This is a genomic window from Pseudomonadota bacterium (genome assembly GCA_016719885.1).
Lineage (GTDB): Bacteria > Pseudomonadota > Gammaproteobacteria.
In genome coordinates, this window is sequence record JADJYF010000014.1 from 181,747 (window position 1) to 202,110 (window position 20,364).

Annotated in this window: 21 protein-coding genes and 1 pseudogene; 1 reads left to right on the forward strand and 21 read right to left on the reverse strand. The window is 61.9% G+C overall.

Features of this window, described 5'->3' with window-relative positions; translation table 11 throughout:
* Window positions 1-188: 188 nt before the first annotated feature.
* The 4 genes from IPM80_15985 to IPM80_16000 all read right to left on the reverse strand — a co-directional run bounded on the left by IPM80_15985 (window position 189) and on the right by IPM80_16000 (window position 2,368).
* Window positions 189-1,154: an EAL domain-containing protein gene (locus tag IPM80_15985; GenBank protein MBK8959871.1), complete on the reverse strand. Its 966-nt coding sequence runs from the start codon at window positions 1,152-1,154 to the stop codon at window positions 189-191.
* Window positions 1,130-1,522: a diguanylate cyclase gene (locus tag IPM80_15990; GenBank protein ID MBK8959872.1), complete on the reverse strand. Its 393-nt coding sequence runs from the start codon at window positions 1,520-1,522 to the stop codon at window positions 1,130-1,132. The genes IPM80_15985 and IPM80_15990 overlap by 25 nt, the downstream gene beginning before the upstream one ends.
* Window positions 1,474-1,809 (reverse strand): PAS domain-containing protein, encoded by a 336-nt coding sequence (locus IPM80_15995; GenBank protein ID MBK8959873.1) that lies wholly within the window; start codon window positions 1,807-1,809, stop codon window positions 1,474-1,476. Before IPM80_15995 ends, IPM80_15990 begins: the two co-directional genes overlap by 49 nt.
* An 85-nt stretch (window positions 1,810-1,894) precedes the next feature.
* Window positions 1,895-2,368 carry a PAS domain-containing protein gene (locus IPM80_16000; GenBank protein MBK8959874.1) on the reverse strand — a complete coding sequence of 158 codons (474 nt, stop codon included), beginning with the start codon at window positions 2,366-2,368 and terminating at the stop codon, window positions 1,895-1,897.
* Between the two features lie 594 nt (window positions 2,369-2,962).
* On the opposite strand from IPM80_16000, the gene IPM80_16005 reads away from it, so the two are divergent.
* Complete coding sequence (locus tag IPM80_16005) at window positions 2,963-5,686, forward strand: hypothetical protein (protein ID MBK8959875.1); 2,724 nt, start codon at window positions 2,963-2,965, stop codon at window positions 5,684-5,686.
* A gap of 159 nt (window positions 5,687-5,845) precedes the next feature.
* On the opposite strand, the gene IPM80_16010 is transcribed toward IPM80_16005, so the two are convergent.
* The 17 genes and pseudogenes from IPM80_16010 to IPM80_16090 all read right to left on the reverse strand — a co-directional run bounded on the left by IPM80_16010 (window position 5,846) and on the right by IPM80_16090 (window position 20,343).
* Window positions 5,846-6,265: a hypothetical protein gene (locus tag IPM80_16010; protein MBK8959876.1), complete on the reverse strand. Its 420-nt coding sequence runs from the start codon at window positions 6,263-6,265 to the stop codon at window positions 5,846-5,848.
* Window positions 6,262-7,149 (reverse strand): type II secretion system protein, encoded by an 888-nt coding sequence (locus IPM80_16015; GenBank protein MBK8959877.1) that lies wholly within the window; start codon window positions 7,147-7,149, stop codon window positions 6,262-6,264. Before IPM80_16015 ends, IPM80_16010 begins: the two co-directional genes overlap by 4 nt.
* Window positions 7,150-7,162: 13 nt before the next feature.
* Window positions 7,163-7,663, reverse strand: coding sequence for a hypothetical protein (locus IPM80_16020; GenBank protein ID MBK8959878.1), 501 nt, complete (start codon window positions 7,661-7,663; stop codon window positions 7,163-7,165).
* A 280-nt stretch (window positions 7,664-7,943) separates the two neighbouring features.
* Window positions 7,944-8,114 (reverse strand): annotated as a pseudogene (locus IPM80_16025) (prepilin-type N-terminal cleavage/methylation domain-containing protein).
* A 73-nt stretch (window positions 8,115-8,187) separates the two neighbouring features.
* Window positions 8,188-8,631, reverse strand: a complete 444-nt coding sequence (locus IPM80_16030) for a prepilin-type N-terminal cleavage/methylation domain-containing protein (protein ID MBK8959879.1) — start codon at window positions 8,629-8,631, stop codon at window positions 8,188-8,190.
* Between the two features lie 145 nt (window positions 8,632-8,776).
* Window positions 8,777-10,009 (reverse strand): type II secretion system F family protein, encoded by a 1,233-nt coding sequence (locus tag IPM80_16035; GenBank protein MBK8959880.1) that lies wholly within the window; start codon window positions 10,007-10,009, stop codon window positions 8,777-8,779.
* A 22-nt stretch (window positions 10,010-10,031) separates the two neighbouring features.
* Window positions 10,032-11,834, reverse strand: coding sequence for a Flp pilus assembly complex ATPase component TadA (gene tadA / locus IPM80_16040; protein MBK8959881.1), 1,803 nt, complete (start codon window positions 11,832-11,834; stop codon window positions 10,032-10,034).
* Window positions 11,831-12,481, reverse strand: coding sequence for a hypothetical protein (locus IPM80_16045; GenBank protein ID MBK8959882.1), 651 nt, complete (start codon window positions 12,479-12,481; stop codon window positions 11,831-11,833). The genes tadA and IPM80_16045 overlap by 4 nt, the downstream gene beginning before the upstream one ends.
* A complete protein-coding gene (locus tag IPM80_16050; GenBank protein ID MBK8959883.1) occupies window positions 12,451-13,017 on the reverse strand; it encodes a hypothetical protein in 567 nt (188 codons plus the stop codon). The genes IPM80_16045 and IPM80_16050 overlap by 31 nt, the downstream gene beginning before the upstream one ends.
* The gene (locus tag IPM80_16055) at window positions 13,014-13,892 is read right to left on the reverse strand and encodes an AAA family ATPase (GenBank protein ID MBK8959884.1); all 879 of its coding nucleotides are present in this window, start codon (window positions 13,890-13,892) and stop codon (window positions 13,014-13,016) included. The genes IPM80_16050 and IPM80_16055 overlap by 4 nt, the downstream gene beginning before the upstream one ends.
* A gap of 33 nt (window positions 13,893-13,925) precedes the next feature.
* Window positions 13,926-14,384, reverse strand: a complete 459-nt coding sequence (locus IPM80_16060; GenBank protein ID MBK8959885.1) for a hypothetical protein — start codon at window positions 14,382-14,384, stop codon at window positions 13,926-13,928.
* Entirely contained in the window at window positions 14,381-15,673 is a 1,293-nt protein-coding gene (locus IPM80_16065; GenBank protein ID MBK8959886.1) for a secretin N-terminal domain-containing protein, read from the reverse strand. Before IPM80_16065 ends, IPM80_16060 begins: the two co-directional genes overlap by 4 nt.
* A 22-nt stretch (window positions 15,674-15,695) precedes the next feature.
* Complete coding sequence (locus tag IPM80_16070) at window positions 15,696-16,052, reverse strand: hypothetical protein (protein MBK8959887.1); 357 nt, start codon at window positions 16,050-16,052, stop codon at window positions 15,696-15,698.
* 21 nt (window positions 16,053-16,073) lie between these two features.
* Complete coding sequence (locus IPM80_16075; GenBank protein ID MBK8959888.1) at window positions 16,074-16,691, reverse strand: hypothetical protein; 618 nt, start codon at window positions 16,689-16,691, stop codon at window positions 16,074-16,076.
* 93 nt (window positions 16,692-16,784) lie between these two features.
* Complete coding sequence (locus IPM80_16080) at window positions 16,785-17,360, reverse strand: hypothetical protein (GenBank protein MBK8959889.1); 576 nt, start codon at window positions 17,358-17,360, stop codon at window positions 16,785-16,787.
* Complete coding sequence (locus tag IPM80_16085; GenBank protein MBK8959890.1) at window positions 17,357-18,298, reverse strand: hypothetical protein; 942 nt, start codon at window positions 18,296-18,298, stop codon at window positions 17,357-17,359. Before IPM80_16085 ends, IPM80_16080 begins: the two co-directional genes overlap by 4 nt.
* A 329-nt stretch (window positions 18,299-18,627) precedes the next feature.
* On the reverse strand, window positions 18,628-20,343 hold the full coding sequence (locus IPM80_16090) for a response regulator (protein MBK8959891.1): 1,716 nt from the start codon (window positions 20,341-20,343) through the stop codon (window positions 18,628-18,630).
* Window positions 20,344-20,364 lie beyond the last annotated feature (21 nt).

Genomic DNA, 20,364 nt, shown 5'->3' on the forward strand with positions numbered 1-20,364 from the left:
ATCTTAATGGCGATGCTGCGATCATTGGACGACTTCCTATTGGCCAGAATGTGTAGCCCTACGAATTTCGACGCAGTTTCTGAAAATCTAACTGTGCCGGTATGGTTGATCGAAGAGAAGCAGATTACGGTGCGTAGCCCGCGTAAGGACAAGTCCAGTGGGGCCCCCGACTCTGCGCGGGAAAAGCTTTACGCACGTTCAGCGCAAGCTGAAGCGCCTTGCAAAAGCCAATCAAGAGGCTGAGGTCGGCTGACGGCATAACCTTGGGCGAAATTTACGCCTAGTCCCTCTACGGCAGCCATTATCTCCGCGTTTTCCACGAACTCCGCAATCGTCCTAATTCCCATCACATGCCCAATTTCATTAATCGATTTCACCATTGCGTAATCGACTGCATCCCCTAACATTCCTTTCACAAACATGCCGTCGATTTTTAAAAAGTCGACGTCCAGAGTTTTGAGGTAACCAAACGACGATAGGCCACTACCAAAGTCATCTAACGCAAATCGGCAACCACGGGACTTGGTAATTTGAATGAATCGAGTCGCCAAGGTGAGATTAGCGATTGCGGCGGTTTCCGTAATTTCGAAGCAAAGCAATTTTCCTGGAATGCGATACTCATCCATCTTTCGGATTATGAAATCCAGGGTTTCTTCGTCGCCCAGAGAAAGCCCCGAGAGATTGATACAGAATAGAGCGTCTGCACTGACGTTGAGTTTATGCTTACTTATCCACTTGAATAGCGTGCCGATCACCCAACGATCAATTCGAGAAGCCAAGCCGTAGCGTTCCGCCGCGGGGAGGAATGCTCCAGGAGAAAGAACTTTCCCGTCGGGGTCTAACAATCGGATTAGTAATTCGCAATGGATGTCCTCGCGCGGCGTCGGTCCGAGTGGTGCAATGGTCTGCGCGTAAAGGCGGAATCGATCATGCTCCAGAGCGTCATTGAGGCGTCCGATCCACTGCATCTCCTCATTGCGAAGGTTGACTGCTTCATCATCGAGTGCGTACAGGTGGACACGGTTCCTGCCGTTGTCCTTGGCCACATAGCATGCGGTATCTGCACGCTTCATCGCCTCGGCGACGTCTCCCATTTCGGCGCCAATCGATACGAGTCCAATACTGGCCCCTAGATGAAAGCTCCTCCTTCCCATGGAAATCGATAGTCAAAAATAATCTCACGAATTCGATTCATCACGGTTTGGGCATGGCGCAGTGAGCACTCTCCCATGAGAATCGCGAATTCGTCACCGCCCAATCTCGCTAACGTGTCTGTGGCTCTCATATGTGTGGCAAGGATTGTCGAGATCTGGCGCAACAGCTCGTCGCCTGCAATGTGGCCGCAGGTGTCGTTAACAATTTTGAATTGATCCAAATCAAGGAAAGCCAGGAACGATTGGCCGCCATTACGTTGGCGTGCGGATATGCAATCCCGCAGCCGGCGCTCAAATTCAGAGCGATTAACAAGGCCGGTCAGGCTGTCATGTATGCCGCCTGGTGCCCCAACTTGGTATGTAGCAATTTTTCTTCAGTAACGTCATGAAGCAGTCCGTTCCAGATAACACTCCCGTCCATTTGCTTTGGTTCAGGAACCGACTGACCGCGGATCCATTTGACGATCCCGGCGCTGGTCTGAACACGAAATTCATGAGACCACTCCGAATGATTTTCGAATGCCGCATCAATACTTGCTTGAAGCGGAGCCTTGTCGGAGTCCACAACGAGAGCAAATAGATGAGAAAGTGTAATCGTTTCGGTTGGCAAGTCCGTCCCCAAAAGCTTCTTTGAACCAGCGCTCATGAAAAGCATGGCCTGCTCGCCGTCTGGGGTCCGTAGAAACTGAAATAGAGCGCCCGGTACCGTATCAGTGATGTTTCTTAGACGGGATTCGTGTCTATCGTTGGAGTGGGGAGAATGGATGTCGGGCGTGGGACATTCCATAGCCAAGGCCCACACTCCATCGGATCGGGGGGCGGTCGGTACCACGGAGACGGTCACCGGCGCGAGTGTTGGGTTGGGAGGCAGGCATAGCAGGTGCCGTGAGAAGTTGGCGCTCTTTCCGGCCACTGCATCGAACCCCGGTTCGAGGACGCCACGGGGATTGATGTCGAGATCCGGGAAGAGATCGCTTTAGTGGACGACCGAGCAACTCGTCCAATCTTGTGCGTGCAACGGTTGTTGCGGATCGATTGGCGTCCAGGATTGTTCCAGCATTGGATACGATTAGGAGTGCTTGCGACAAATTGTCGAACAAGTCGTGCAGAAAGGCCGAGTCCAGTTCGGGCCGCACCGGCGCGGGGGATGCTGCGTTCTCCTCGATAAGTAGAGGAGGAAACTGTCGAAAATCTTCGTGGTGTATCATCTTCATCGTCCCTTGGTGCGAAAGCGAAACGATCCTCTCGTGGCTGTCAACCTTCTCTAGTGACTCTTCAATTCAAATTCCGTCGTGCGGTAGCAATTGCGGGCCGTAAGTCACCGCATCCCAGTTAAATTGCTCCCCGCAATGGAGCTGCGCCGGTAATAGGGAAAGAAGCGGGTACCGATGCCGACCAATTGCGATTGACCGGAGTTGCAGTCGATTGTTTCGGCCCGATTTACAGAGACTTAAACTGGCGAGTAAAAAGCTCCCAAGGTTATCCGACAAAACCCCTTCGGCCTTAATTAGGTTGAATGCATTCCCCAGTCCGGAGGACCGAGGTGCGATGCTGATTTCGAGCGAGTGACAGTGAGGTCTAAAGGCCGGGACGACGCGGCCGCTAGACCCTGCATGACGCAGACGATCTTGTCCGTCTCTGTCGTTAATCGACGCGCGACGGCCGCACGAGATTATGGAAGCCAAGCCTGCCGTTCCCACCACAAGACCAGTCATACTTTAGGACTCGCCGTGCAGAACAGCGATCCCCATATTTGGGCGAGGCAGCGAAGCGTTAGACGCGCGTGTGCTTGGATTGCGTGTAAGTTCGTGTTGCTGAGTCTGCTGTGTGCGCCGCCGGCAGAAGCGCTCACCTATAAAGACACTTCAGTGGCGATGAACTGGGTCGACCCAGCGAAACACACCGCAGTCACCTGGACCAGCGGCGCATCGTGTACCGCCTATGCCTCTGCGCCCGCCGACGACGACATCACCGCGCCACTGAATATCGGTTTCAATTTCGTGTACGGCGCCACCACCTACACGACCGTCCAAATCATGACCAACGGTCGCCTGCAGTTCGGCAACAAGCATTGTGGCTTTGGCACCCAATCGAGCGGTAGTCCACCGACTTACGCCTTGCCGTACTTCGATGCCAACCTGAACAACACCATGCGCATCTACGGTGCCGATCTCGATCTGAGCGTGAAGGGCACGGGCACCAGTTGCCCTGCCGCGACCTGTGGCGTGCGCTACACAGCGACGCCAATCGGCACCGCGCCGAACCGGCAGTTCGTCGTGACGTGGCTCAATGTGCCCGAATGGTCGCAAGGGTCGAGTTTGTTCAATCTGCAGATCATCCTGAGTGAGGATGGCTCGTTCACCTATCAGTTCGGCTCCTTCAGCAATCCGTCCAAGGGCAGCGCCCAGAGCGGCTGGCAACTTAGCGCCAGCGACTTTTTCGTCAAATCCAAGGGCACCCAGTCGAACGGCACCGCGATCAAGTACCTGCCGACCGCGGTGGCCACCAGCGGTCTAAAAATCAGCGTTGCGTCTGCCACCGCAAGCACCTGCACGCCGACGGTGGTGACGGTGTCCGCCATCGACGGTGCCGGCAATGTCGTCAGCAGCTATGCCGGCACCATCAAGTTGACGACTTCGAGTGCGCACGGCAGCTGGACGGTATCGACTGCCACCGGCAGCTTCAGTGCCGGTGGCGGTGACAGCGGTACGGCGACCTACTCCTTCAACGGCTCCGGCGGCGGCAAAGACAATGGTGTCGCCGCGTTTGCCTTGAGCAACACCCACGCCGACACACTGACCATCAGCGCGGCCGACACCGTCGTCAGTAGTCTGGCGGTCACCAGCGGCACGGTGTCATTTCTTACCAATGCGTTCGTGGTACAGCCTACCGATGGCCTCGGTAACACCGTGGTGGCGGGACGCGCCCACGCCATGAAGGCCGAACTGTGGCAGAAAGACCCGACCTCCGGCACCTGCAGTATTGCCAGTACCTACAGCGGCGCCAAAACCCTCGACGCGTGGCTCACGCGCGACAGCGCAGACCCGGGCGGCAGTGCGCCGACCATCGGCGCGGTGGCGTTGCCCAACGTGCCGTCCGGCGGCAAAGGCAGCGACAATATCATGCTGACTTTCAGCGCCGGCACGGCAACGTTTTCCCTTGCCACCGGCGACGTCGGCAAGTACGCGCTCAACCTGCGTGACGACAGTCGTGTGTTCGCCGCTGGCATCGATGTCAGCGGCGCCACCTCGACGGTCACGGTGCGGCCGTTCGCACTCAGCCTTGAGTCCATCGCCGCCGGCGCAATCAGCAATCTCGCCAACGCGGGCGCGACCGGCACGGTGTTCGCCCGTGCCGGCGCCAACTTCAGCGCGACCGTGCGCGGCGTGTTGTGGCAGTCGGCCGACGATCCCTCCAACAGCGGCAGTCCGATCACCGGTGCCAACCTGACCGACAACGGCACCGCAGCGAGCTTTGCCTGGGCAACCAATGTTGCGGTCGCCGCGCCGTTCACCCCGGCCAGCGGCGTGCTGGGCGTACTCAGCAACGGCAGTGTCGCGCAGGGCGCGTACGCCGGCGGTCGCGCCACGGCCAGCACCCTGCAGTATTCGGAAGTCGGCAGCGCCAGCCTTGCCGCAACCGCCAGCACCTACCTCAATACCGCCGGGCTCAATCTGAACACACCCGGCGTGGTGGTCGGGCGCTTCACGCCGACGGCCTTCGCCGTTGCGACTAATACTCCGGTTTTCAGTGCCGGCTGCGCCGCCAGCGGCTTCACCTATGTCGGTGCGCCTTTCACCTATCGCACCGCGCCCGTCATGACCGTCACGGCACTCAATGCCGCCGGTGCCACCACCCGCAATTACACCGGCAGCTTCTGGAAACTGACCACCGCCAGCCTCACGGGAAAGAGCTATCAGGCCATGACCGGCACGCTCAACACCGGCAACCTGCCGGCCACGGATCCGGTGATTGTCGATAACGGCAACGGCACGGGAACCCTGACCTTCAGCAGCGGCAGCGGCGGTCTGAATTTCGTACGCGGCGCGCCGAGCGCGCCGTTCAACGCGGAGCTCGCACTACAGATCAACGTCATCGACACCGACGCCGTGGCGTTTGCCGGCAACCCGGCGCGCTTCGGAGCGGCGACCGCCGGCAACGGCATCGCCTTCGATGACGGCAGTGCATCGACCAGCAACGACAAGCAGATGCTGTGGGGACGGTTGCGCCTGGTCAGCGGCTTCGGCTCGGAGCTGCTGCCGGTCAGCGTCAACGCGGTGTTTGAAAACTATTCTGCGGCAGGCAACTTTGTACTGAATGCGGCGGACAACTGCACGCCGGTGCCGACCACGGCGGTCAATCTCGCCAATACCCTGCAGACGCCCGCGGCCGGCACCACCTCAATCCGGATTGCCGGCACGGCCACAAGCACCGCGACCATCACCAGCACGCCCGCGCGCCTCGGTTTGTCGTCGTTCCTGTTCAGCGCACCCGGTGCCGGCAACACCGGCTACACCGGGCTCAGCTTCTGATCTCGGCGCAGCGTCCACCAGCTGGCTGCAATTTGATTGGAGCGGCACCGGCACCACAACCAGAATCCCAACGCACGCGCCGACTTCGGCATCTTCAATGGCCCGCGCACCGTCATCTACGCCCGCGAGCCCTGGTAGCCCGGCGTGCGTTTTGGTCCTTTACGGCGCGCTCGTGACCGTTGCCAGCAATGTGCGGGTGACCAAATCTCCGGTCGCACTTGCGCCTGAAGTCGCAGTCGCACCGAGGCTGTATACCACGTAGGTGGAAGTGCCTTCGGTGACGGTGACAGCGCTGCACGTCACTCTGACCGTGAAGCCGAGCAGACCGGCGGTGGTCGAACTGAAACTGGTATTGGCACAAGTGGCGCCCACCAGCGCCGCACGCGCTGCATAGGCGAGCCCACTCTGGGCGGCATTGAACGCGCGAGCGCCCTGGATCGAAAGCAGCGAACTGGCCTGCTGCGAACCGGCAATGTTGATCAGCACTCCGGCGATGGCCGCCAGCACCGTGATCAGAAATATCGCCGCGGGTAGTGCAAACCCCGCGACCGGCCCCGGTCTGGCCCGTGTGCGCTTCACGGCGCGTTCACCACACTGACTTGCTGCAAAAGACTGACGGTCTCGGTCGTTCCCGCGATGGTGTTGGCGGCACTGACCGCAATCTGGATGGACAGCAGGCCCGCCCGCGTAGCCGTACCCGGGGTGTAGCGAAATACGCAGGCACTGACGTCCAGCGCCAAAGGTTGCGCGCTGCCGGCCGGCGGCACCGCCATCGCGGCGCTGATGCCGTAGCCTGCATAGCGGCTGAGCGTACCGGTACCGAGATCGCACACAAAGCTCACCGCGCTGTCCACCACATGCAGCCGCTGATTGGGCGAAGCACGCGGCAGCAGGCTACCGACATCACTGCGATCGAAGGTCAATGCCACACCGCGCGCGTTGTTGACGACCGCCGCGACTCCCGCAAGATCATCACCGCTGTAGGCATTGGCGCCGGTCTGCCCGGTGTTGTAGACAGCAATGCAGTCGATGCGCCCGGCCATGCACGCCGTACGACCACCGCTGCCGCTGACTATCTGCGCGGCATTGGGCATCCCACCCACCAACTCCACACAGTCGCGGGTACTGGCGAGGTTGATGGCGTCGGCATCGGGGGCGGTACACAAATCGTTATTGCTGCCGTCCCCTTCAGCACGGTAACGACCGCCGGAACGGGTGCGCAGGAATTCGATGGCGGTGCCGGCGTTGTTGACGCGAATGCTGTTCGGTAACGCCAGACGCAGTTCGCGGGTTATACGGCTGAGCGCAGTCTCGGCGTAGTCCACCAGCGCAGCGCGGGTGGTGCCATCGCGAGCCCCGGTTATCTGCGGCACGATGGCGCGCCACACCACCGAAGCCAGAATGGTGGTGATGACCATCACCGAGATCATTTCGATGAGGGTGAATCCGTGATTGCCGCGCATGGCCATCGCCGCTTCAGTAATTGGCGCGATAAACCGACAGCACGACCGGATTTGGCATACTGGCATGCGTCACTGTCACCGTCGCCCTCACCACTGCACCACTGTTTGAAGTCAGACCATTCAGGCTCTCACCGACACTGCTCACGTTCACCGCCACGGTGTATTGCGAGAGCTGCACGATCGCGTTGTTGAACTGGTCACGGGCACCGACGTCGCGCAGACCGTTGTAGTCACACACGTCGTCAAAGCTCACGCGTGTTTCGGCAGCGCCAATGGCGCCGGCACAGGTGCCACAGGCCGAGGTTGTACAGACGCTCGCGCAGTTGGCGGAGAAGTCAGGGTCGCAGAATGACTTGGAACCCAGTTCTTCGATGTAGGCCTGGGCCAGCGCAGACGCCTGTTCCTGCACCATCGGATCTGCACTCCGTGCAATGCTGGCGTTAATGGTGAACAGGATCCCGGCGAGCGCCACACCGAGTACCGCCATGGCGGCGATCAGTTCGACCAGACTCAAGCCTTGCTGCCGGTGGTAGCCGCTCACTGCACCAGCCCAGTTTCCGCATCCACTGAAAAGGAAAAGCTGCCGACGCTGACGACGTTGCCGGCTGTGATCGCAACCGCGCGGCCGATTTTGTCGAAAGTGATGCTGGTGGTGGTGACAGTGACGCCGCCGGGGCGGCACCGCTCAGGGCGTCGGCACTACCTGGCCGCGGCACGCCGGTCTCCGCTGCGCTGTTGCAGGACATGAACGCGCTGTAGCCGGCATTGAAGGCAATGCGCACGTTACAACCCGACGCGATGGCTAGCTTTTGCGCATAGCGCGTGGCCGCCACCGACTCGTCGAAAAATGCCCGCACGCGGAACGGTCCGGGATCGGCGAAGCGGGGCGCCGCCACGGCCGCCATCGCGCCCACCAGCACCACGACCGTGATCAATTCGACCAGTGTGAATCCGCCCTGTGCCATCGGCGCAGGGCGCAACGTGGCCCGGTGTGCGGCAGACATGGCCGCTACACGCGTGGCCGCGTTGCCGGGTCGCTTATGGACAGCCGCTGGTGACGACGGTGACGGTCGGCTGGGTATTCGCCGCAGTCGGGGCCACATAGGTAACGCTGCAGTTGGCAGGCGTACCCGCGGATGCGACCGTGTACACACCGGTGGCCGCAGTGTGGGTGTAGCCGGTGGTGTCGGTGATGGTGTTTTCAATGCCTCCGGCGCCGGCCGTGGGATATCCATTGACCATCGCCACCGCATTACCTTCCATGGTCACCGAAGTGCTCGCACTGACGTTCTGCGCGATTTGAACGCCGTGCGCCAACGCCGCCGCTGAGCGGATGCTGCCGGCCAGACCGTTGATGGAGGCGACACGCGCCTGTCCTTCGACACCGGCGAAGCGCGGCAATGCGAAGGCCGACAGCAAGCCCAGGATTACGATTACCGCAATCAGTTCGATTAACGTAAAGCCGCCCATGTTCCGATTCATAGATGTCCGTCTCGTGTTTGAGTTTCTGGCTGGCAATGTGGCGTTGTCGAAATCTGTGCCTGACGACACGCAGTTCGATCAGCAGACATGCTTGGAATTCTTAGCGTCGGCCCTGCCTGAAAACTTTAGCGGCCTGCCATCGCGTTCAATGTCCGGCCTGCAATTTGACGCCGGCCAGATCCCACATCGGCAGAAAGATGCCGAGTGCGAATATCAGCACGAAGCCCGCCAGCACCACGATCAGAATGGGTTCGATGGCCGAACTCAGGTTTTTGACGTCGTAATCGACCTCGCGCTCGTAGTAGCTCGCACACTCCGCCAGCATGCGGTCGACCGCGCCGGTTTCTTCACCGACGGCCAGCATCTGCAAGACCAGGGGTGTGAACATGCCGGTTGCGGTGGCGCTGCGCGTCAGGGTGTCGCCACGTTCGACGCCAGTGCGAATGTTGCGGATGCGCTCGCCGACCTGCTCGTTGTCGACCGCCTGCGCCATCACACCCAGGGCCTGGGTCAGCGGCACACCGGCAGCCATGGACATGGCAAAGCCGCGCGCAAAGCGGCCGAGGGTTGCGCGGTGAATGATGTCGCCGACCAGCGGTAAGCGCAGCTTGATGCCATCCCATCGGTAGCGGCCCTGCTCGGAGCGGATCCAGGCACGAAAAGTGAACGCGGCGAGCGCGCCCGCGCACAACATCACACCCCAGTACTCCGTGCAGAAATTGGACATGCTAATCAACAGGCGTGTCGGCAGCGGCAGTTCGACCTTGGCACGCGCAAAAATCTGCGCGAACTGCGGAATGACCACCACATTGATGACGCCGATGGCAGCAACGATCGCGCTGATAACAAAACTTGGATAGCGCAGCGCGCTTTTAATCTGGGCGCGGGTGTTGCGATCCCGTTCCAGGTATTCCGACAGGCGCAGGAAAGCATCGTCGAGCCGGCCGGTACTTTCGCCGATGCGCACCGTGTTGACGAACAGGCTCGAGAAAATCTGCGGGTGCTGGGCCAGTGCAGTCGACAGTTCGCGACCCCTCTCCAGCACGGTGCGAATTTCAGCGAGCACTTTGCCGAGCACCGGGTTGCGTGCCGAGCGCACCAGCCCGGTCAGACCCTGTCCTATCGGCACGCCGGCGTGAATGAGGGTGTACATCTGCCGGCACAGCAAGATCAAATCGTCGAGTGACGGCTTGTTTGGCTGCAGCATCTCGCGAAGCGCCGCCAGGACATCGACGCGCGTCACCGCCACCTGGATATCCACCGGCGTGATGCCGCTGGTGAGAAGCTGGGCTGCGACCGCGTCGCGCGACGAGGCTTCCAGTGTGCCCTTGATCAGGTCGCCGCGGCGACCGCGCCCCTTGTATTCAAATTGGGCCATGAGCGGACCGGAATTCGTCGGCTCAAGCCGCGTTGCGCCGCGGCGTGGTCACGGTCGGGCCGCCTTGCGCATCGCCGTCACCGGGCTCTGCGCCGCCGCCGGCGTGCAACTCCGGCAGATCGCCGAACTCGCCGTCGGCGGCAACCCGCAACGCTTCGCTGACAGTGGTCAAGCCGGCTGCCGCGTGATCCAGCGCCAGCCGATCGAGCGTGCGATAGCCGGCACTGGCGCGCGCCAGCCGCGCAAACTCCACGCCGTCCCCATGGGTCAGCGCATCGGCCATCGGTCCGTCGATTTCGAGCATTTCATACACACCCATACGACCGCGGAAGCCTGTGTTGTTGCAGCGGTGGCAGCCTCTACCCATCTGATAGACCGGCAGCGGCAGTTCGTCGCCCAGGCGTCCCTGCACCCAGATCCGCTCGGCGGTATCGAGTTCGGTCGGCGCGCGACAGTCGGCGCAAATGCAGCGGATCAGGCGCTGTGCCAGCACCAGGCGCAATGCGGAGGCCAGCAGATATCCCTGCGCGCCCATGTCCAACAGCCGGCTGACGCTGCTGACCACGTCGTTGGTATGCAGCGTCGACAAGACCAGGTGACCGGTCATGGCGGCGCGCAGACCGATTTCCGCAGTCTCCTGGTCACGCATTTCGCCTACCAGCACGATGTCCGGATCCTGACGCAAGGTGGTGCGTAACACCCGCGCGAAATCGAGTCCGATTTGCGCGTTGACCTGTACTTGATTGACCCGCGGCAGCCGGTACTCGACCGGGTCCTCGACCGTGATGATCTTCACCGCCGGGTCGTTCAGGTGATTGAGCGCCGAGTACAGCGTGGTCGTCTTGCCGCTGCCGGTCGGGCCGGTCACCAACACCAGGCCATGCGGTCGCTTCAGGGCGCGGCTGAAGCGACGCAGCAATGACGGCGGCATACCGAGTTGGTCGAGGTCGCGCACGCCGTCGCTCTGATCGAGCAAGCGCATCACCACCGCTTCGCCGGTCTGCAGCGGCATGGTCGCGATGCGCACATCGATGCTCTTGTCACTTACCCTGATGCTGAAGCGGCCGTCCTGCGGCAGACGCTTCTCGGCGATGTCGAGGTTGGACATCAGTTTCAAGCGTTGCACCAGAGCAGCGGCGATACGTCGCTCGTTCAATACCTGCTCGTGCAGAATGCCGTCGACGCGCATGCGGATGCGCAGCACCGTGTCGTCGGGCTCTATGTGGATGTCCGAAGCCTTGATTTGCACGGCGTCCTGAAACAGCGAGTGCAACAGTTTGACCACTGGCGCTTCGCTCAGGTCGGCGCCCGCGGCCAGTTGGTCGACGTCGAAGTCGCTGTCCTTCAGTTCGTCGTTGAGCTGTTCTGCGAGGCCCGAGATCTGGTCACTCTGGCGATAGGCGCGGTCAATAACCTCCAGCAATTCATCTTCGCGTACCACGGCAATTTCAATCTGCCGATGCACGAGGCGCGTCAATTCGTCGTAGGCGAACAGATTGGTCGGGTCAGCCATGCCGACCAGCAAGGTCGTGCCACGCTGCTTCAAGGCAATGACGCGAAAGCGCCGTGCATGGATTTCGGGAATGAGTTTGATGGTATCCGGCTCGAACTGGTAATGGCCCAGTTCGACGAATAGCACATTGAGCTGTTCCGACAGGAAGGTCAGCAGACTGTCCTGGGTCAGGCAGCCGGTCTCGACCAGTACCTGACCAAGTTTGCGCCCGGATTTTTTCTGTTCGGCGAGCGCCAGATCAAGCTGGTGCGCCGAGATGACTTTCTTTTCGACCAGCAGATCGCCGAGTCGAATCTTGCGCGGCAAACTCATGGGCTGGCCTGCAGGCGAACGATTTCAGCGGCGGCATAGCTGTCCATGGTCTGTGACAGCGTGCCGCTGGATCGTGCCTGGCTAAAAGCGGCCACCGCTTCGCGGCGTGCATCGAGCGCGGCAAGTGATATGGCGAGACCCATCCACGCGTTGCCATGGGATGGCGCTGCCTGCAGGACTTCGCGGTAGGTGGCCACCGCCGCCGCGTGCTCTCCCTGGCGCTGTTGTAGCGCAGCGAGGAACTCGTGGTACTCAAGCGCCTGGGCAACGGGTGGAGCGGAACGGGTGAGGACCGCCAGCGCGCCGGCACTGTCACCGGCGTCGTAGCGCAGATGCGCGAGCATTTGCGCGAGAGCGGCCGCACGGGGCGCCTGTTTGAGCCCCTCGCGCAACGCGGTTTCCGCTTCGCCGCTACGGCCCGCCTGCAGTAGATGCCGTGCATAAGCCAGATTCAGTCTTTCGCTGCCCTGGAAGCGCGACACTGCCGCTTTCAAAAGCGCGAGGCCGACCGCCGTATCGCCGCGTACGAAGGCCTGCTCGGCCTGCTGTATCGCGCTCGCCTGATCGTCGCTACGGCTCGGGGGCGCACGCGAAATATGCATCGTCCCCAAGTTCTCTACCAGTTCGGAATCCGCGTCCAGCGCCACCGGCGGCGCTGCAGGCTCGAACAAACGGCGCGGCGTATCGCTGTCGGTGGCGGGCTCAGGCGGCGGCGCGGCAGAGGTGCATTGATTGCTTCGACGACCGCTTGCGGTGGTGTCGGCGATGGCGTTGCGGTCAATGCGGCCGGCGCGGGCGGCGTGGTGGTGGTCGCGGGCATCGCCGCAACAGTGGGTGCGGGCGGCGTCACGTCCAGCGGCGCCGCCACGGCAGAAGCTGGAGGCGCAGGCGCGATGTCGGACTGGGTAACGACCACGGCAGCACCGGTTGGCGCCGGCGCCGAGGCAACGGCACGAAACGGCGCCGACCTCGTCATGCCGATGTCGATGATCGCATCGCGATCCCACAACAGCAGCGTGCTGAACAACGCTGCCGACAACACCCACGGTAAAGCCGGATGGACTTTCACCTCGCGCGGCAACACATCGGCCGGCACCAGATTGGCCAGTACGCCGTCCAAGGACACGCTGCGTCGCCGCTGGCGCTGGTCGAGGTCGCGCAACATCTTGTTGATGAGGCTCATGCGTGCCCCGCCAACAGACGCAACCATCCCAGGCCGCGCGGATAGGTGCGCTGCACTCCAGCTTCGCGCGCGTCGACGGTATCAGCGATGGCGGCCCCCACCGTACGACGGCTGACGGTCGTCAAGCCGAGGCCGTAGGCTGCCATCAGCGACTTGTGGGCGAGGATGTTGACCAGGCGCGGCACACCGCGACTACCCTCGTACAGCGCGTCGAGTGCGCGCCGCTCAAACAAATCGCCGTCGCGATAGCCGGCGACATGCAGTCGATGGGCGATGTATTTGTCCAATGCCGCCCGCCCGAGCGGCTGGAGTTCGTAGGCAAAGGTGATGCGCTGGCGCAGTTGCCGAATCGAGGGCTGGTTGGAGGTGGCTTCCAGCTCGGGCTGACCGAACAGCACCACCTGCAGCAGTTTGCGCTTCTCGGTTTCGAGGTTGGTCAGCAGGCGCAGGGTTTCCAGGGTCGCTACCGGCACCGCCTGGGCTTCGTCCATGCACAGCACCACTTGCCTGCCACCGGCATGCAAGGCGAGCAAGGCATCGGTCAGACAGCGTGTGAGTTGATGCTGGGTGGCGCGCTTCGGGTAGATGACACCCAACTCATCGGCGAGCGAAAACAACAGGCTGGACGGCCGCAGATAAGGATTGGGCAGATAGGCGCTGGCGAACTCGTCACCGAGTTGCTTGAGCAGCGTGCGGCACAACATGGTCTTGCCAGTACCCACTTCGCCAATCACCTTCACGAATCCTTCGCCGGCACGCAACGACACCAACAACACGTTGAGCGCATCGTGATAGCCGTCACGGGTCATGAAAAACGCCGTGTCAGGCGTCAGGGTGAACGGCATTTCGTTCATTGCGAAATGTTGCAGATACATCTGTGCCCCTCCTGTGACTAACGAACTACGTGCTCAGGGCTGCGGGATGCCCAGCGTGCCGCCGACCTGCTTTTCAGCCATCTGGCGCGCAGCCTCGCCGAGCGAACCGAGTTCTTCATGCGCGTTGTTGAATGCGGCGGACCAGTCGCTGGGTGTATCGATGACCATGGGCCGCAGCAGGATCACCAACTCGCTCTTGCGCGTACTGCTCTGCTTGTGACGAAACAGCGCACCCACCATCGGCAGTTCTCCAAGCCCGGGCGTCTTGGCGTCCAGATCAGCGTCGCGGTTCTGCATGAGACCGCCTATCACCACCAACTGTCCGTTGAGCGCCTTCACGATCGAGTCGGATTCGCGCACGGTGCTGCGCGCCAACGGCAGCTTCTGAGATACGCCGCCGACCGTGATGTTCTTCTGCTGATCGGTCACCTCACTGACGCTCGGGTGGATGTGCAACATCACCTCACCGGCCTTGCTGATCTGGGGCGTCACATCGAGCGCGATGCCGGAAAGAAAGGCGTCAGTTCAATATTCGGCGTGGAGGTGGTCGACGTGCCGGTCACCGTGGTGGTGGACACATCGGTCACAAAGAATTCATCAGTACCGACCTTGATGACCGCTTTCTGGTTGTTCATGGTCGAAATGCGAGGGCTGGACAACACCTGCACGTTGCCCTGGGTTTTGAGCAATTCGAGAAAGGCACCGAAATCCTTGCCCTGCAGCGCGAGCGAGAACACGCCGCCAAAGCCCGATGCCGGCACCGCCATGCTCGCCAGATTGGGCAGCGAGAACTGCGCGCCGCGATTGTTGCTGGCCACGGTGGTGTCCGGGAACACGGTGCCACCGCCGGTATGGCCGAGGGTGAATTCGCCAATCACACTCGACCAGTTGATGCCTGACTGAAAACCGTCGGACAACTCGACTTCAAGAATTTTCGCCTCCAGCACCACCTGGCGCTGGGCAATCAACTGCGCCGCCGACAGAAAGGATTCCACCTCGCGCAGCTCGGTGGTCAGTGCACGCACCACAATCACGCCGGATTGCGAGTTGACCACCACACTGCGTCCATTGCCTTCACCGATGATGGCGGCAACCGAGGCCGACAGTTCCTGCCAGAACGAAGTCTCGGGCTGTCGCGTGGTGATTTGCGTGCCGACCGCGGAGCGACTGTTGTTGCTGCCGCGGCGATGCCCGTTGCTTTCTACCGGTTGGTCCTGGCCGTTCTGGGTTCCGCCCTGCGAGTCGTTGCGGTCTTCATCGTTGCCCCGCTGCAGCGTGCCGGCGCTGACGAAGGTTGAGGACGAACCACTGCGATTCATGTTCAGGTAGTTGATCGGATAGACGCGCGCCTCAAGGCGTGCCGGCATGATCTGAAATCCATAGGACGTGCGCTGGAACTCGTAGCCGTAAACGTCGCGGGCGGCGGCGATCACTTCCGGAATGGTGACGTTCTTGAGGCTCAGCGAGATTTTGCCGGCAACATCAGGATGCACGACCATGTTGTATGGCGTGCCATCGACCAGACTCATGAAGAACTGCCGCGCCGGCACTTCATTGACGGAAATTTCGAAGCGTTGCTCGGCGGGCGCGGTTGTGCCCGCCGCGTCGATTTTGAGGGTCGGCACCAGCGCGCGGCTGACTTCGTCCGGCACCGGTGGCGCGGGCGCCGTCGCAGCGGGCAGCGGCGCGCTGCGTGCCGCGTCGATGGAGGTCTGCATCGCGGTCAGATTGTCGGTGCGCGGCGGCGGATTCTGACAGCCGCTCAGCAGCAGCGCACACAAGGCCGGTACGAGGACACGCCGCTCAGCGGAGATGTTTGCGGACTTCAATGTCATGTTTGATCTCATAGCTGTTAAGGCGGAGCACCAGCGGCCCCTTGCTTGTACTGATATCGACTTGTTGACTGCGGATCTTTCGCACTACCGCCTGGCCGATACGCCCGCCCTCGTAAACGAGTTCGTCATTGATGATGGCGTGGGAGCGTCGGCCGTCCAGTTTGATCGCGGACAGCGCATAACTTTGCTCGTCTTGCGGGGCGGAAACGGCTGTCGCCCCGGCGCCCGGCACGGCCAGTGGACGCATTGGGTCAACCAGTGGCTCGGGCTGCGGCGGCGTTTCACGCGGTGCGGCGACGGCGGCAGTGGAGAGAACGAACAGCATGAGGGCCCAGCAACGCATCGGTCACACCCCAATCCAGTGGCGGCTCAGGCTGACCGTGTAGACCACAATCGCGCCTTCGGTGTTGGGATAGTCTTTGGTTTCGAGTTCGATGCGGTCCCAGAAAAATCCCCACGGCAAGGCTTCGAGAGCCCGCAGATAGGCGAGCGTGTCGAAATAACTGCCTTTGAAGCGAATGCGGATGCCATGCCGGTAGGCACCGGCCTGGCTTTTGTCGGTGTCGCCTGTTGGCGCGTCACCCGCTTGCGCTGCGGGCATAGCGATGGGTTCAGCGCCGAGCCCTTCCAGGGCCACGAACTGCAGCTTGTCGAAGCGGCGCAGCACTGCGGACAGCACCTCGGCCATGCGCTCGCTCGGTACCATGTTGCCGATCTTGGCCTGGACGTCCTGGTCGAGGGTGGTGAGTTCAGAGCGTCGGCGCGCAATCGCGGCCTCTACCGTCGCATCGGGATTGTCGCGCGCCGCATTGACCACCGAATCGGCCAGCAAATGGGTCTCGCGCAGATTTTGACTCAAGGTCGCGACTTCCCCTTCGAGACGGGCGCGCTCGGCTTCTATCGGTCGCAGCAACAAGGCATCGCAGATCTTCAGCAACACCAGCACCGTCGCACCCAGCAACAAGACGCGCTCATTGAGACTCAGGCTGTCGATGCGTTCCAGCCACGGCTTGAAATCAGCCACGCTCGTCCTCCCGCTTGGCAATACCGTCGGTAGTCACCGAGAACTCGATGGCATGGTCATCGGCGGGGTCGTGCCGCAATTCAAAGCCGCTGAATGCCTTGCCGCCAAACACCGCCTCAGCCGCCAGACGCTGCACGAATTCGGGATCAAGGCCGGGCTGACGGCGCGGCCGTGTAGGCCGATCACACCGCCGTCGGCGATTTCGATATGCGTCAGCCACGTTCCGTCAACATGCTGACGTGAGAAGCCGAGTAGATAGGATGACAGCCCGGTGGTGTTGCCGAGCGCGCCGCCCTGCAGCGCGCCGGCCAGGGCTTGAACGCGACCGACCGCCGTTTCCACATCCACCAGTTCCTGCTGCAAAAGCGGGCTGCTGACGCGCACAGGATACTGCTGGCGCAATTGTTCGAGGCGCTGTTGCTCGCGCGCCTGGGTCGCCGACAATTGCGCGACCTCGGCGGCCAGGGTGTGGGTGCGCCAGTAGCCATAGCCGGCCATCGTCAGCAGGGCCAACATCGAAGCGGTAACGATGGCGAGCAGGGTCAGCGCCGAAAATACCTTGCGCGGGTTGCGAAATACCGGTTGGAAAAGATTGATCTGCTGTTTCACAGCGCCACCTCTTCGCGGCGCAGCGCGCTGCCGATGGCGAGCAGACAATGGGCCTGGGTGTTGCCATCCAGCGTCTCGTCAACGGCCAACATCTGGTTCAAGTCCATTTCACGCACCGCCACACCGAGTTGGCTCTGCAGGTAGGCGCGCGCCGCGCTGAGCGGCACGGTGCAGGGCGCCAGCACGATGGTCTGTATCGGATTCTGGCCAAAGTGCCGTTCGTAGTAATCCAGCGAGCGCTGAATCTCGATCACCAGACTGTCGAGCACGCCTTCATTGGCGGCGTCCACCGCCGGACCGGCACCGAACAGGCGGGCTGTTCCGAAGTCCAAGCGCCGCGACAGATACAAGTCGCTCTGGCGGGTGATGGTCAAGATGCCGCGCTCGGCTTCGAGGGCGATTACCGCAACGCCATGGGCATCTTCCGGCAGACGTTCGGCAAGATTGCGCAGCGCAAATTCAGGGATGTCGATCACCGCCAGGCTCAGCCCGCTGGCGGCGAATTCATCGACCGCACGGCGGACGGCGGCGCTGCGCGCGGCCACGGCATAGACGCGATTGGAGCGGGCACCGGCGCTGCCGGGTACGTCGAAAATGTCGACCACCGCATCACCGACGTGAAAATCCAGCAACTCGTTCAGACGCCAGCGCACTGCGGCGCGCATTTCAGCGGGCGGAACATCCGGCTGGTCGACCATCACCAGCGTGTACTCATCGTGATTGAGGGTGGTGACCGCACCAATGCCGCGAGCTTTGCGCTGCTGCGCGAGGCTGCTCAAGCCACGCAGTCCTTCCTCGCCCTGGATATGCAGCGTCCACTGTAAGCGCGGCGGGGAGCCGACATCATGCTTGACCACGGCGGCACCCAGCCCTCCATGGGCCGCACACACGCCTAGCTGCAATGCTTTGTCGACTTTGCGATTGAACCAGCCCAACACCCTGCCCCTCCATTGCGCGTGGTCTGATTCGGCCCCGCTCTAGGGTCCGCACGGACTGCGTGTTCTTTTTAGCGGCGGGCGGCGGCAGGGACTGAAGTGCGAGAGGGTGACGAAGAGTGAACGGTCGCGGACTCGTTGGTTTGGCCGCTGCGGACGGACGGTGACTGGAAGCGACCCACGGCTGACTACAGCACACTGGCGTTCGCACAATTCACGTTGCTCAACCCATCGCGCAAGGCGTGGCGCTAAAGTCCGGGCGCGGCGTCGAGCCCGACGGTGCATGGCAGAAGTTTGGATTCCCCTATCGGGGATCCGTAATCCCCCCGCTCTCAGGTCATAGATACCCGGTGAACTTTTGCGGCGCCGGTCGCCGAGTCCGGCAGTGATCCGGGCGGCTCGTCTGCCAGCAGGGCGTCGAGCCCGGCCAGCACCTGTGCCAACTGCGTATCCAAGACGGCGGCATGCTGCCTGATATCGCCTTCCTGCGCGCCACTCCTGCAGGCTTTTTCCAGCACGTCGGCCGCTTGCTGCACGCCTGTTGCCCCGACATTGGCGGCGACGCCTTTGAGCGAATGGGCGACCCGCGTTGCCGCTTCGAGGTCGCCGTTCGCGAGCGCGCCGGCAAAACGTTCGCCAAAGCCGCTCTGATTATCGCGGAAGCGCAGCAACAGGCGGCGATAGAAGTCCGGTTTGTCGCTTGCGATGGCCAGCCCTGCGTCCATGTCCAGACCCGGCAATTCTGGAAGCCCGCTGTGATGGCGGCGCGCGGGCTCAGACATCTCCGGCGCGATTGCCGCGTGCGACGTCTGTGCTGCAGATCCGGCCAAGAGTGTCGCGGGGCGTACCCAACGCACCAGCGCCGCGAACAACGCCTTGCGATCGATGGGCTTGCCAAGGTGATCATTCATACCTGCTTCCAGCGCACGGTCGCGATCACCGCTCATCACGTTCGCGGTCAGGGCAATGATCGGCATGTCGGCAAACTTCTGGATCTCGCGAATCTTGCGGGTGGCCGTGTAGCCGTCCATGACCGGCATCTGGCAATCCATAAGTACGCCGTCAAACGTCGCGTTATCAAGCCGCTCCAGGGCTCTGGCCCCGTGTTCCGCCAACACGACCTCAATGCCAGCATCACCCAACATTTCGGCGATGACTTCCTGATTGATGTCGTTGTCTTCCACCACCAGCAGGCGCGCGCCCCGCAGCTGGTCAATGGCCGCCGAAAGCTGCTCTCCGCGCGAAGCGGCGCGGTCGCGCACCGCCGCGCGCTGGCCGGTGGCATGCAGTATTGTGTCAAGCAATGTCGAAGGTAGTACCGGTTTGCTCACCACGGCCGTCACCGGCACATCTTCGCCGGCTTCGCGTACCACGTCGGTACTGCAACCCGTGACCATCACCACCGGCGGAGCCGGTCGGTCCGGGGAGCGACCGGCACGCATGCGTCGCACCGTTTCGAGTCCATCGATGCCGGGCAGACTCCAATCCATCAGCACCACATCGTAATCTTCCTCTGCGCCCAGGCGTTCGAGTGCCTGTTCGCCACTCTCGACAATGTCGACCCCGTAACCAAAGCCTTCGAGCATGTCACCGAGCACTTCGCGGGTGGTGATTACGTCGTCGACCACCAGTACGCGCAGCGCGCGAGGATATGTCGTGCGGCTGGCAGTACCCGCCTCCTGTCGTTCAAAACGCACCGTGAAGTGGAACACGCTGCCTGCGCCGACTGTACTGGTGAACCACATGGCGCCGCCCATCATCTCGACCAGCCGATTGGAAATGCTGAGCCCGAGTCCCGTCCCACCGTACTTGCGCGTGGTCGAGCTGTCGGCCTGGGTAAACGGCGTGAACAGTGATTCCTGTTGCTCCGCGGAGATGCCAATGCCGGTGTCGCTCACCGCGAAATGCATCGTCATCTCCTGCCCGGCATCCTCCATAATTTCTATCTTGACGGCGACATGCCCGCCTTGCTCAGTGAACTTGATGGCGTTGCTGCACAGGTTGGCCAGCACCTGGGTCAGACGCAGTGGGTCACCCCGCACCGCCATGGGCAAAGCATGCTGAAGGTC

Coding starts and splice junctions, on each gene's coding strand:
- IPM80_16070 (MBK8959887.1), bottom strand. CDS start 16,052: ATGCTGTTCGTTCTCTCCACTGCCGCCGTCGCCGCACCGCGTGAAACG.
- tadA (MBK8959881.1), bottom strand. CDS start 11,834: ATGAGTTTGCCGCGCAAGATTCGACTCGGCGATCTGCTGGTCGAAAAG.
- IPM80_16000 (MBK8959874.1), bottom strand. CDS start 2,368: ATGAAGATGATACACCACGAAGATTTTCGACAGTTTCCTCCTCTACTT.
- IPM80_16055 (MBK8959884.1), bottom strand. CDS start 13,892: ATGTATCTGCAACATTTCGCAATGAACGAAATGCCGTTCACCCTGACG.
- IPM80_16030 (MBK8959879.1), bottom strand. CDS start 8,631: ATGAATCGGAACATGGGCGGCTTTACGTTAATCGAACTGATTGCGGTA.
- IPM80_16015 (MBK8959877.1), bottom strand. CDS start 7,149: ATGCGCGGCAATCACGGATTCACCCTCATCGAAATGATCTCGGTGATG.
- IPM80_16050 (MBK8959883.1), bottom strand. CDS start 13,017: ATGAGCCTCATCAACAAGATGTTGCGCGACCTCGACCAGCGCCAGCGG.
- IPM80_15985 (MBK8959871.1), bottom strand. CDS start 1,154: ATGGGAAGGAGGAGCTTTCATCTAGGGGCCAGTATTGGACTCGTATCG.
- IPM80_15995 (MBK8959873.1), bottom strand. CDS start 1,809: ATGCTTTTCATGAGCGCTGGTTCAAAGAAGCTTTTGGGGACGGACTTG.
- IPM80_16090 (MBK8959891.1), bottom strand. CDS start 20,343: ATGGCGGTGCGGGGTGACCCACTGCGTCTGACCCAGGTGCTGGCCAAC.
- IPM80_16035 (MBK8959880.1), bottom strand. CDS start 10,009: ATGGCCCAATTTGAATACAAGGGGCGCGGTCGCCGCGGCGACCTGATC.